At 70.1% G+C, this 12,320-nt stretch carries 12 protein-coding genes; 9 read left to right on the forward strand and 3 right to left on the reverse strand.

The window, feature by feature from the left end; translation table 11 throughout:
- Positions 1-429 precede the first annotated feature (429 nt).
- Both Pla133_RS00100 and Pla133_RS00105 read right to left on the reverse strand, forming a co-directional pair.
- Positions 430-1,689 carry a DNA glycosylase AlkZ-like family protein gene (locus tag Pla133_RS00100; RefSeq protein ID WP_145061137.1) on the reverse strand — a complete coding sequence of 420 codons (1,260 nt, stop codon included), beginning with the start codon at positions 1,687-1,689 and terminating at the stop codon, positions 430-432.
- Positions 1,686-2,102: a hypothetical protein gene (locus tag Pla133_RS00105; RefSeq protein ID WP_145061139.1), complete on the reverse strand. Its 417-nt coding sequence runs from the start codon at positions 2,100-2,102 to the stop codon at positions 1,686-1,688. The genes Pla133_RS00100 and Pla133_RS00105 overlap by 4 nt, the downstream gene beginning before the upstream one ends.
- 278 nt (positions 2,103-2,380) lie before the next feature.
- Here Pla133_RS00105 and Pla133_RS00110 point away from each other — a divergent pair, with 278 nt between their 5' ends.
- The 9 genes from Pla133_RS00110 (at position 2,381) to Pla133_RS00150 (ending at position 10,428) form a co-directional block, all read left to right on the forward strand.
- The gene (locus tag Pla133_RS00110; protein WP_145061142.1) at positions 2,381-2,998 is read left to right on the forward strand and encodes a hypothetical protein; all 618 of its coding nucleotides are present in this window, start codon (positions 2,381-2,383) and stop codon (positions 2,996-2,998) included.
- A complete protein-coding gene (locus tag Pla133_RS00115; protein ID WP_145061144.1) occupies positions 2,995-3,798 on the forward strand; it encodes an SDR family NAD(P)-dependent oxidoreductase in 804 nt (267 codons plus the stop codon). The genes Pla133_RS00110 and Pla133_RS00115 overlap by 4 nt, the downstream gene beginning before the upstream one ends.
- Positions 3,799-3,858: 60 nt before the next feature.
- Entirely contained in the window at positions 3,859-4,635 is a 777-nt protein-coding gene (locus Pla133_RS00120; RefSeq protein WP_419191971.1) for an inositol monophosphatase family protein, read from the forward strand.
- 497 nt (positions 4,636-5,132) lie between these two features.
- The gene (locus Pla133_RS00125; protein WP_419191972.1) at positions 5,133-6,638 is read left to right on the forward strand and encodes a peroxidase family protein; all 1,506 of its coding nucleotides are present in this window, start codon (positions 5,133-5,135) and stop codon (positions 6,636-6,638) included.
- 395 nt (positions 6,639-7,033) lie between these two features.
- On the forward strand, positions 7,034-7,252 hold the full coding sequence (locus tag Pla133_RS00130) for a hypothetical protein (protein ID WP_419195416.1): 219 nt from the start codon (positions 7,034-7,036) through the stop codon (positions 7,250-7,252).
- 152 nt (positions 7,253-7,404) lie between these two features.
- Positions 7,405-8,352 (forward strand): hypothetical protein, encoded by a 948-nt coding sequence (locus Pla133_RS00135; protein ID WP_145061150.1) that lies wholly within the window; start codon positions 7,405-7,407, stop codon positions 8,350-8,352.
- 137 nt (positions 8,353-8,489) lie between these two features.
- A complete protein-coding gene (locus Pla133_RS00140) occupies positions 8,490-9,203 on the forward strand; it encodes a type 1 glutamine amidotransferase (protein ID WP_419191973.1) in 714 nt (237 codons plus the stop codon).
- A gap of 11 nt (positions 9,204-9,214) precedes the next feature.
- Positions 9,215-10,123 (forward strand): sugar phosphate isomerase/epimerase family protein, encoded by a 909-nt coding sequence (locus Pla133_RS00145; protein WP_145061153.1) that lies wholly within the window; start codon positions 9,215-9,217, stop codon positions 10,121-10,123.
- Positions 10,124-10,227: 104 nt separating this feature from the next.
- Positions 10,228-10,428 (forward strand): hypothetical protein, encoded by a 201-nt coding sequence (locus Pla133_RS00150; RefSeq protein WP_145070680.1) that lies wholly within the window; start codon positions 10,228-10,230, stop codon positions 10,426-10,428.
- A gap of 573 nt (positions 10,429-11,001) precedes the next feature.
- Here the strand turns inward: Pla133_RS00150 and Pla133_RS00155 are convergent.
- Positions 11,002-12,315 carry a right-handed parallel beta-helix repeat-containing protein gene (locus tag Pla133_RS00155; RefSeq protein ID WP_145061155.1) on the reverse strand — a complete coding sequence of 438 codons (1,314 nt, stop codon included), beginning with the start codon at positions 12,313-12,315 and terminating at the stop codon, positions 11,002-11,004.
- Positions 12,316-12,320 lie beyond the last annotated feature (5 nt).

Consider the following 12,320-nt stretch of genomic DNA (forward strand, 5'->3'; position numbering starts at 1 on the left):
ATCTCGATCTGAGCCCCGACTCCCATCGGCGGCCGGGCACTCGCCGGCTGTCCCCGCTCGATCGGACCCCGTGCCCTGACCGAGCCTCCCCGGAGCGCCGGGGCGGGGACCCGCACCGCTCGGGTCGGCACCGCTCGGGTCGGCACCGCTCGGGTCGGCACCTCCCCGACCGCTCGAGTCGCGAACGTCGTCAGGTTCGGAGCCATGTTCGACCGGTCCCCGGGAGTCCGCCGGACGGATCGGCCAACGGGGGGTCGCGGGGTCGCTCGAGAATCGACTATCAGGGCTGATCATGGCCGTCTTGGGGCGAACCGCCCCAGGTCTGCATCAACGTCGGGGATCCAGGCGTCGCCGGAGAGATCACCCGAGAAACCGTCGATTCCCGCCCCTCGACCCCTGGAACAGTCTTCCAGGGGTCGCTTCTGCGCCTCAGTGAGCCGCGGCCAGCCGACTCACCAACGCCGCGCGCCCGCGCAGGTGCTCGTCCGTCTCGTTGACCATGGCCCGCCCGTGGCCGAGGCAATCGCGCAGGAACTCGGCGACCCCGGCGGCTCGCCGCTCGACTTCGATCGGGTCGAACTTCGCGTCGTGGTCAAAGAGGCCCAAGGCCAGGCGCCCGCCGTCCGGGTCGTACTCCCACAACCCGACAATGCGCCCCCCAGCCACGATCGTGCGCGCGAACGCATGCTTTACGTCCCCCAGGGTCGACCCCTTGCCGCGTCCCCAGACCGGTACGGCGATGTCGTGGAAGGCGGCTTCGACCATGCGCGCCGGACCGCCGCGCAGGGCCACCAGGTTGTCGGCGCAGGGCAGGAAGGCCACGGGGCCCTCGGCCCCCGCCAACCGCGCTGCGTCCTCGAGCAGCCCAGCATCCGCGAAGGCTGGCCCGGGCTGACCCTCGAGCTCGACGGGCGTAGCGCTCGCGGCAACGAGGGCGGCCTGGGCGGCGCGCTTTCCGAGCCCCGACCATTCCACGAAACTCGCCGTGGAGCAGACCCCGGAGGCCCGCACGAACAGTTCGGCCAGGCGTCGATGGGCGTCCGCGTCGTCGGCCGGGCGGCCGCCGCGCTCCAGAGGGTTGGCGTCGGGGATGCGCCACAGGTAGCGCTCGTGGTCGATGCGGTCGGTCTCCGGCGTGCGTTCGACGCGACCTGCGAACTCGAGTTGCCGCAGGGCCGGAGGCAGGGTCGAGGCCAGGCCGAGCTTCTTGCCGACCTCGCCCAGGCCGCGCACGACACCGGCCGGCAAGGCCTTGCGAAGCCCCTGGGTCGACAGGGCGCCCCGTGCCCCGAGCAGCTCGACGATCGCCGCTTGGACCTCCAGCAGCTCCTCGGTCTGCACGCCGGCCCGCGCGAGCTCGCGGGCGTTGCGCCCGCGCGAGAGGGACTCGGCCAGGTGCAGGGCCAGGGCGACGTGGCGCTCGGCGACCAGGTAGATGCAACCGCGGACCGCCGGCACCACCCGCAGGGCCCCGCTGGCCAGGGCCGCGTCGACGGCTTGCCGCCGCAGCCCCGGCATGCGGGCGAGCAGGGCCAGGTAGGCGTCGGCGCCGCCGAGGGTGCGTACGAAGCCCGTGCGCGCGACGAGCTCCTCGAGCTCCTCGCCCTCACGACCCCCGAGGCCCTGGGCAGCGATCGCGGCGCGGCGCTCGACCGACCGCGGAATCGACGCTGACGCCGCCTCGCTCATTGATCCACCAGGTAGCCGAAGGCGTAGCCGACCAGCTCGTCACCCTGCATCCGCACCGTCAGGCGCGAACCGGCCTCGACCACCCAGCCGGGACGAATGTGGTTGGCGCCGCTAGAGGGGTCGAGCAGCAGTTCGACCTCCCCGTCGATGTCGAGGGACACGAAGTAGGCGAAGGTGAAAGGTTGGTCGCCCTTGAAGCCGACGCTCTGCACCACCAGTGCCTTGCCCTCGGGCACCTGGTAGGGGAAGCCCTCCTCGACCCGCACGATGTTGCGCCAGTCGCCGTTGGCGGTCGTCAACTCATTGGCCGTCGATTGCACCGCCGGGCCGGGGTACAGGAACCCCAGTCCGAGCAGGACAGCGGCGCCGAGGAAGAGCGAGGGAACGTGGACGCGGAACTCGAGCGTGCTCATGGACATTGGCGTTGGGCGGAGGCTGGGGCCTTCCGCGGGGGGGGCGAGCATATCGACCTGCGCCGGCCGGAAGCGCCAGCGGTGGCCCAGCTCCCAGCGATGTCCACGATTCGCACGGATCGAGCTGCATTGCCATGGATCCGAGCCGCGCTTTCGCCCTGGACCCGCCGGATTCCGCGCAGGGGGCCCAGCAGGCCGCCGCCCGCGGGACTAGGCTGATACGCGGTCCGGGCCGCGCTGGCCCGCTGCTTCGACGCCGCCGATTTCCAAGACCATCCATGCCCGCTCGAGTCTCCCGCCGCCACAAGGCCCGCAGCGATTCCCCCGGCACCTTCGTCGCCCTGGCCCTGGGCCTGATGGTGGCCGGCGCCGCTTTCCTCAGCTACACGGTCATCCAGGGTCAGCAGGAACCCGAGCCGGCCAGGGTCGCGCCCCAGCCCGATCGCGCGCCCGTCGATCGCAACCCCTTCGAGCTCGCCGACGCCCTGTCTTCGTCTTCCTCGAACATCGCCGCCCCGGTCGCGACCGAGCTCAAGTCCCAGGTCGCGCTCGAAGTCATGCGGAGCCACTCGCGCGAGGCCATTTGGGCCCTGGCGGTGGACTCGGCGGCCAAGGCCTACCCGCTGATGGTGAAGTTCCGCGAGCAGCGCGCTGCCGACGCCGACAACCAGTCCTACCTCTGGATGGAGACCGGCCAAGACGCCCTGGCCCTGTTCGTCAAGGCCGTCGAATACGGCGGTCGCATCGAACAGCGCATGCGCGACGAGCGCGAGTTTGGTCCGCACTTCGAGGGCGTGCGCGAGGCGCGGGCCGAGTGGGGGCGCTACCGCGACGAGCTCGAGAGCCACGTGGGACCGATCGATCGGCCCCTGCCGCGCCCTGGCAGCGACGAATGAGCGCCGGCCGCCGCGCGTTGATCACTGGCGCCTCCTCGGGGATCGGCGCCGCCACGGCATTGGTCCTGGCGCGTGCCGGCTACCGCGTCGCGCTCCTGGCGCGGCGTTCCGATGCCCTCGAATCGGTGGCCGCCGGACTCCCGCCGCCGCCGACGGGCGCACACCTCACCCTCATCGCCGACGTGCGCGACGAGCAGCAACTGCGCACAGCCCTGGCCCGGGTCCACGCGGCCTTCGGCGGCCTCGACCTGCTCGTCAACAACGCCGGCATCGGCTACCGCGCGCGGGTCGAAGAGCTCGAGGTCGAGCGCGTGCGCGCCCTGATCGACACCAACGTCGTGGGGCTCTTGGTGGCCTGCCGCGAGGCCCTGCCCCTCCTGCGCCACGGTGTCCGTCCGGTCGTGGTCAACGTCTCCTCGGTCGTCGGTCGCCGCGGCATCCCCGGCCAGTCGGTCTACGCCGCCAGCAAGGCCGCGGTCTGCTCCATCTCCGAGGCCCTGCGGATCGAGTGGGCCGACGAGGGCATCGCCGTCACCAACCTCGAGCCGGCCCTGACCGCCACCGGCTTCTTCGAGGCCCAGGCCAACCCCGGCGGCCTGCCGGACCCCGACCTGAGCGACGCCGCCGGACCCGAAGAGGTCGCCGAGGAGGTCCTGGCCCTCGACCGCCGGCCGCGCCCCGAGGTCAACCTGCGCTGGAAGTGGCGCCTGCTGGCCGCCCTCTCGGTGCTGGCCCCGCGCCTCTCCGATCGCCTCCTGGTGCGGCGCCTGGGCGGCGACTGGCGAGTGCCGCGGCGTTGAGAGCTGGGTGATCGGGGGCGCCCCTGCCATCCGCCGCCGCCGCGCGGCACACTGGGCCTCGTGTTCGCCGAACTCGAAGCCTGTGAGCAACTCGCCGTCCGCATGGCGGATCGTGCGCGCGAACTGGTCGTCAAGCGCTACCGCTCGCCGCTCGCAGTCCAGACCAAGGACGACCGCTCGCCAGTCAGCGAGCTGGACCAACAGATCGAGCGCGAGCTGCGGGCCATGATCCAAGCCGCTGCGCCGCACCACGGGATCATCGGCGAGGAGTTCGACGACCATCAGCCCGATGCGGAGTTGATCTGGGTCATCGATCCGATCGACGGGACCAAGGCCTTCCTGGCCGGTATCCCGACCTTTGTGACCCTTATCGGGCTGTTGCGCGCGGGGCGGCCCGTGCTCGGCGTGATCGAGCAGCCGGTGGTGCGCGACCGTTGGATCGGCGGCCCGGCGCGCCAGACGCTCCACAACGGGGTGCCGGCGATCGTGCGCCGCTGCCACGACATCTCCCAGGCCTGGCTCGCGTCCACGTCGCCGTCGATGTTCAAGGGAGTGGACGCCACGCGCCTGGGCGCGGTGACGGCGCGCGCGCGCCAGACGGTTTGGGGCGGAGACGGGTTCCTGTACGGGCTCTTGGCCTCGGGGCACTTGGACCTGGTGATCGAGAACAGCCTCGGGCTGCACGACTTCGCCGCCCTGGTGCCGATCGTGACGGGAGCCGGCGGATTGATGACCGATTGGTTCGGGCGCGAGCTCGGGCGCGACTCGGCGGGCGATGTGGTGGCGGCCTCGGACCAGCGTCTGCACGCGCAGGCCCTGGAGTTGTTGCAGGGCTGACGGCGTCGGCGGGGCCGGAGCGTGGGCGCACACCCCGCTGGCCACCGGTTCGATCGCCGACGCCGATGGGTTGGAGGCAAGGACCGATTCGTCGGCGCACTACCGCTCGGACGGCACGCGAACGCCAGTCCTGTCGGTCCAATCGAACGCTGTCGAGAGCGTCAGATGACGACGCCGGGGCTCCCGTCTCGATCCGCGGACCGGGCGCCGGCGAACGAATGTTCTTCTACGTTCGCGCGGGTCGGCGGCGCCTGTCGCTGGTTCATGAAACTACTGTCGCTGGTTCATGCAACGACTGCTCTGGGCTGTAGTGCATGGTCTCCATGGAGACCGCTCCAAGAGGGAGCCAGCCCCCATCCCGACACTCCGTAGCTCACCCACCAGTCCGTAGCTCACCCACCAGTCCGTAGCTCATCCACCAGGAGGTGGAGACCATGTTTCACTGCACAACTGCTCGAGTCAGTGCCTGCGCGGTCGCATTCGGCCTCACCACGTCGATGGCATCCGGCCAAGTTCTTTTCCGGACAATCGACGGGACCTACAACAACCTCTTCTTCCCGGAGAACGGGAGCGCGGGGGTCCCTCTGTTGAGGCTGTCCACGGTTGGCTACTCCGACGGGATTTCGACGCCAGCCGGCGTGGGCCAGCCAAGTGCGCGGGAGATCAGCAACGCCGTCTGCGCGCAGTCGGGCTCGATCCCGAACGCCAGGCCGGTGACCGACTTCGTTTGGCAGTGGGGCCAGTTCGTGGACCACGACATCGATCTCACCGGCGCAGCGGATCCGGCGGAAGCCTTCAACGTGCTGGTGCCGACGGGCGACCCGCAGTTCGATCCGAGTTCCACCGGGACCCAGGTGATCCCCCTCGATCGCTCGCTCTACGCGCCAGGCTTCGGACCGCGCCAGCAGATCAACCAGATCACGGCCTACATCGACGGATCGATGGTCTACGGCTCCGATCCGGTGCGCGCCAAGGCGCTGCGGGCCATGGACGGTACCGGCCGGCTCAAGACCAGCGCCGGCAACCTGCTGCCCTTCGATCCCGACGACCCGACCATGTTCATCGCGGGTGACGTGCGTGCCAACGAGCAGGTCGGATTGACCTCCCTGCACACGCTCTTCATGCGCGAGCACAACTTCTGGTGCGACGCGTTCAACATCGTCGCGCCCTACTTCGATGGCGACTTCGTCTACGAGCTCTCGCGGGCGATCGTCGGCGCCGAGATCCAGAAGATCACCTATGAGGAGTTCCTGCCGGCGCTGCTCGGCCCCAACGCCCTGCAGCCCTACGCTGGCTACGACTTCTTGGGGGACGCGGGAATCGCGAATTCCTTCTCGACCAGTGCCTACCGCTTCGGCCACAGCATGCTGTCGCCGACGCTGATGCGCCTGAATGCTTCGATGGACGCGATCCCCGACGGTCCGCTCCCGCTCAAGGACGCCTTCTTCAACCCGGCCGTGATCATCAACGGCGGCGGGATCGATCCGATCCTGCGCGGCCTCGCGACGCAACGACCCCAGGAAGTCGATCCGTTCGTGGTCGACGACGTCCGCAACTTCCTCTTCGGCGCACCCGGCTCCGGCGGCTTCGACCTGGCCTCGCTCAACCTGCAGCGCGGTCGCGACCACGGCCTGCCGCGCTACAACCAACTGCGTAGCGACTTCGGCCTGCCCCAGGCGGCGACCTTCGCGGACATCTCGTCGGATGCGGCCACTCAAGCGGCTCTGGGTTCGGTCTACGCGACTCCGGACGACGTCGACGCGTGGGTCGGGATCCTGTCGGAGGACCACGTCGGGGGTGCGTTGGTGGGTGAGCTGGCGCTGGTGATGCTGCGCTCACAGTTCGAGCGCCTGCGTGACGCCGACCGCTTCTGGTACCAGATCCACTTCGGCGGGATTGTCGACGCCGTGGTCAAGAACGAGACCCTGGCGCGCGTGATCTGGCGCAACACGTCGGTCGGCTTCGAGATCCAGCCCCAGGTCTTCCACCAGGTCGCTCCCTAGTTCGTCGGAGCGAGGCGCGCGCCCGGAGAGATTTTTCTCTCCGGGCGCGGCACGCTTTCAGCAGTCGTGCGTTCGTGACCCCGCTGTGAAGGACAACGACGTTGAGCAGGGAGTTGGGGGAACTGATCGAGCTGATCGAATTGATCGAACCGCGGGTGATGCCACGGAGTTCGACGTGGCGCACTCATCCGGGAGCGGCCGTGGGGGCCGAGGGACACCGCTGGTTCGAACGGCGAATGCAGCAGCTCCTCGAGCGGACGTAGGGACAGGTCGCACGCCTGGAGGACGAAGGCAGGTCGAACCAGGGGCATGGAATCCGCAGATCGCGGCCCCCGAGGTCGGCCGTGACGGCCTGTCACCGATTGGCGCTGGTGAGGTTCGCGGATTCCGCGACGGTGCAGATGCTCGCGACGGTGCAAGTGCTCGCGACGGTGCAAGTGCTCGCGACGGTGCAAGTGGTCGCGACGGTGCAAGTGGTCGCGACGGTGCAAGCCTTCGCAACGGTGCAATTGCTCGCAATGCGGGCCAGATCCGGTCTGGGAGCGGCGACGGGGGGCGTTTCACGCTCCTGCGATCGGTCGAGGAGTGGCGACCCGCCGGATCGTCCCTGGTGATTCGGCATGGTGCAGGGACGTCGACCTGCTCAGGCAAGGCGACCGTCCCGTTCAGCCCCTGTCTGGGAGTGCCCCTGCGGGTGGTCGACGTGCAGGGGCGGGCGGTGGTGGGTGCTCGCTTGAGCTTGCGCGTCCCGCAGATCGCGCAGCCCGTGGCACTTGCATCGTCAGGTGCCGATGGTCTTGCGACCTTCGGTCTGCGGCCGCCCGGTCACTACATCGTCGATGTGGACCACGACCGACTCGGTTCGCTCGTGGGCATGGACTTGACAGTCGTCGGCGATGGCGACGAGCTGGACTGGCACCCGTCGGCGGTGCCCTGCGTCGAGTTGAGGTCGGACGCATCGATCGTCCTGCGCTTTCACGACGGCCGCCATGCCCTGGCTGGTCTCGCGGTCTGGTTGCGGGCCTTCCCGGACGGGCCTTGGATCACCACCCTGAGACACACCGACGCCGAGGGCTGGCTCCGGGTTGGCGGGCTGGCGCCCGGCACCGTGCAAGTCGAGATCGCCGAGCTGGGGTGGTGGCCGGCGCCGATTCGTGTGGAGGCGCTGCCCGCGGACATTGCCCGTGCGACGCCGCCGCCGGCAGTTCGAATGGTCGGTCGTGGGCGTCTCGAGCTGTCCGTGCGCGGGTCCTTCGATCGCGATGTCGACGTGAACCTCTGGGCCGAGGGGCTCGGCGATCTCGACGCATGGCTTCGCAGCGGTCTCGTCAGGGTCTCCACGGCTGACGGACGGCCGGACCGCTGCGGTCGCCTGGTCCTGGAGGGATTGCCTGTCACTCGGGTGTCGTGGAGCGTGTGCGCGACCGTCGGGACGGGCACGGGCATCTCGAGAAGTGGTGTGGTGCAGGTGACGTCCTGCAGCGTGACTTGTCTGACGGTGGAGCTGGGCGACGCAGACGCGGTTGACCTCGGCAATGGTCGCGCTCGGTTGGACGTGAGATCGGGTGGCGTCGAGTGTGAGCTGGGGAGGAGGGGGGAACCGGGTTTCGTCTGTGCAACAGAGGGCAACGTGGGTGTTGCGCGGGGTCTGGTCACGGCGACGACGCGCGGCGTTGTCGAGGCGGGGGTGCGCGGTGCCATCGGGCGCACCTAGTGTCCTGGATCCGAAGTCCGGCGGCGTCGGATCGAGCTGCCCCCGACGTTCGAGATCGGATCCGGCGGCGCGGACAATCGGCGGACCGCGGGGTCCGCGCCCTGCCGGGGAGGGCGTCGATCGGCTACAACGGGCCGGTGAAGCCGATACTCGTTCTGGACGCCTATCTCGATGACCTGGGGGGTGCTCGCAACCTCGAGCCGCGCCTGGGCGGGCGGGCAGCGGAGGTGGCGCGGGTTGCGCGGACGGGAACCGCTCCGATCGACGCCACCAGCTACGCCGGGATCCTCATCACCGGGTCGTCCGCGAGCCTGCTCGAACCGCCGGTCTGGGTGCAGTCGGCAGCCGAGTTGATGCGGAGCGCCGCCGCGAACGACGTTCCGGTCCTGGGCCTGTGCTTCGGCCACCAACTGCTGGCCCACGCCCTGCTCGGACCCGACCGTGTGGTGCTGGCCGAGGTGCCCGAGTTGGGCTTCGTGGAGATCGAGCGTCGGGGTGGCGCCCTCGATCCGATCCTCGAGGGCTTCGATCGACGCTTCACGGCCTTCGAGTCCCATCGCGACGAGGTCCGCCCCCGTGGCGACGAGGTCGAGATCCTGGCTGCCAATGCAGCCTGCGCCGTGCAGGCCTTCCGCATTCCCGGTCAGCCCCTGTGGGGCGTCCAGTTCCATCCCGAGATGGGCCAGGACGAGATCCGTGCGCTGATTCGCCAGCGCGCGGCCCAGGACACGAGCGGCCGCTTCGATGCGGACGGCTTGCTGGCGGCTGCGGTGGACACGGACGCGCTGGGCGATCGCATCGTCGCCAACTTCCTCGAGCAGGTGGACGCCCGCGCGTCCGCGAACCGCTGACCGGGCGACCCTTGTACCGACTCGGCTACAACACCAACGGTTTCGCGCACCACCGGCCGGAGGAGGCCCTGGAGGTGCTCGCGGACCTCGGCTACGAGGGCGCGGCGATCACCCCCGATGTGGGCGCCCTGGACCCGCTTGCGGCCGATCTGGGGGCTGTCGAGCGACTGCGCGCCAGGGCGGAGGGGCTGGGCCTGACCCTCGACCTCGAGACTGGTGCGCGCTTCGTGCTCGATCCGCGCCGCAAGCACTTCCCGAGTCTGCTCGAGGAGTCGGGCGACGATCGCCGGCGGCGCGTCGACTTCCTGCTCGCCAGTGTGGACCTGGCCGCGGGCCTGGGCGCGCGGACCCTGTCCCTGTGGTCCGGGCGTGCGCCCTGCGGGACCCACGGTGACGCTCCCCCCGGGCCGGGCGAGGCCAACCGCCGCGAGGAGCTCTGGACCCGACTGGTCGACGGGCTGCGGCCCGTTCTGGCCCGCGCCGACCAGTGCGGGGTGCGGGTCGGCTTCGAGCCGGAGCCCGGCATGTTCGTGGAGCGCCCGAGCGGCTACGACGCCCTCCTCGCTCGCCTGGGAGCCGACGCCGAGGCGTTGGGCCTGACCCTGGACGTGGGCCATTGCCTGTGTACCGGCGACGTTCCGGTCCAGGACGTGATCGGCGCACGAGCCGATCGCCTGGTCGCCGTGCAGCTCGACGACATGCGCGCGGGTGACCACACCCACCTGATGTTCGGCGAGGGCGAACTCGACCTGGCCGCGACCCTGGCGGCCCTGTCCGCCGTCGGCTTCGAGGGTCTGGCCGCGGTCGAGTTGTCACGCGAGAGCCATCGCGCCCCCGAGGTAGCGGCCCAGGCGATGGTCCATTTGCGTGCGGCCCGGGGCGGTGGCAGGCGGCCGGAAGACCCTTCCAGCGGAGCCTGACGGACCCCTCGACGACCCCCGACCCCTCGAAGGGTCACGACTCGCAGACGTAGGAGCCCTCCATGACGACCACCCTCCTCGCCCTCCAACAGGCCCTCCCGGAGATCCTCGAGAACGCGTCGAACCGCGCCTTCGCCTCGGGCCAGACCGAGTACTACGCCGGCTGGGGCACCCTGGCCCTGATCAACGCCGGTCTGGCCCAGGGCAAGAATCGCAGCGGCCTGGGCTGGTTCCTGCTCTCGTTGCTGCTCGGACCGATTGCGACCTTCTTGCTGGTCGCCTTCTGCGACAAGCTCGAGGCCTGATCGGGAATCGCCGGCCTCGGCGTACCCGTGCCCACCGTCGACATCCCGTCGACCCCGCGCTGCTTCGCTGGCGCCCGCTTGGCCAGCCCGCGGTCGGCGCCCCTTCAGCCACATCGAGCAAGATTGGGAATTGGCTCCGAAAGCCGCCCATCTGGCCCTTGGGATTCGTTGTTGGTTTGTCGAACAGGGGCGAGTCGAGTTCTCCGGAGACACTCGGGCGCTCCTGAGGGGAGCGCCCGGGACCTGGATGGCCCCAGGACCAAGTCACCCGGATCGCTCGCCGAAGACAATCGAAGCAACGCCTCCGCGTGCCCCGGCGCGGCGGCTTGAGGAGACTCCTGCGAGCGGACTCGTCCACCCGCAGGGGTATTGACGGGGCTCGAGCGGTCGGACTCTTGCAACCGCGCCGGTCGAGGGATTCGAAGGAGTGGTCGGGGGCCCGTCAATCCGCTTGGCGGGTCCCCGGCTTTCTCGAACCTCCCCTTGCCGACCTTCATCGGGTCAAGGCGCCGATCGCCCGGCCCGCGGCTCACGCATGGACGGACCGGCCGCGAACCCCGGCCACCGCCGGTCTCAGAAGCTCGAGTCGAGCAGGACCTGGGTGCCGAACTCGCCCAGCAGCAGACCGCTCGGTCCGGGGCGCGCGATCTGGTGGAACAGGTTGATGCCCTGACCCGGAGGCAGCACGTCGCCGACCGCCGGGAGGGTCCCCACCCCATACTGCGCGCCCACCAAGGCGGGCAGCATCACGACCGTCAGGGGCTCGACCTCCAGCGGCACACCGGGGAACAGGAAGAGCGGCAGGATCGGCGCCGGATCGAGGCCGATGGCCCACAGGACCGGCTCGTCGGGCACGTTCTGATAGGTGATGACGAGGTCCGATTGCTCGCGCACCACGGCGTCCATGAAGAAGTTCGGCCGGAACTCTCCGAACGTCTGGAAGCCGATGCCCGCCGATGGGGCCTGCCCGATGGGGTCACCGGCGTCCGCGGTGGCCGGGCAAAGGAAGGTCTCCGCGTCGCGCGCGGGAGCGCCAGCTTGGCCTCCGACGAGGGCGCCGCTGGCAGTCACCAGGGACTGGGCGAAGCCCTCGATGTAGACGCCGTCGCCGCCGTCCGCGGGCGCCACGCAACCGACCGACGAGGTCAGGGCGCCGTCACCGCCGCGGCCACCGAGAACGAAGCTGTTGGCGACGCGCAGGTAGGCCCCGTTGCCGGTCAGCAGGATGCCGGGAGCGCCCGCCAGCGCGCCCTTGCCCAGGAGTGTCACCGGATCGACCCCGGCGCTCTGGCCGTCCGATCCGACCAGGCGACAGTCGTGGACGTTGACCCGGCTGTTGTCGACCACCAGGGCAGGTTGCGGATCGGCCGGCGGGAGCTCACCCGCCATCGTCGTCGAACCGACCAGGCTCTCGACCAGTCGGACACGCGAGCTGTCGCGAATGACGATCTGTTGACTCGGCAGCTCCTGGCCGGCGCCGACCGACGTCAGGGCCACGTCGAGACCCTGCAGGAACACGAGTCCGGCGCAGTCCTGGACCAGGACTTCCGGTACGCCGGCGCTCGCCGCGGAGGCGGGCAGCCGCACGCGCAGGCCATCGACGATGACGGTCCTGTCGGCCGGGAGGCCGACCACGCGCAGACCGGTCACGGTGGCGGTCTGGCCGTTGTCGACGACGACCGTCAAGCCGTCGATCAAGGTCAGGTCGCCGTAGTTCCCGTCCTTGACCAGGAGGATGTCACCCGTCGAGGCGGCGTCTGCCGCTGCCTGGAGATCGGTGAAGACACCGGGACCACCGTCGTCGTCCACGACGAGGACGTCGGCACGGGCGGGAACGAGGGGGGCGCCGCACACCGCGAGGAGTGCGAGTTGGGGGAGTCGCTGCATCGAAT

The sequence above is a fragment of the Engelhardtia mirabilis genome (genome assembly GCF_007748095.1).
In the GTDB taxonomy this organism is placed as follows: Bacteria; Planctomycetota; UBA1135; order UBA1135.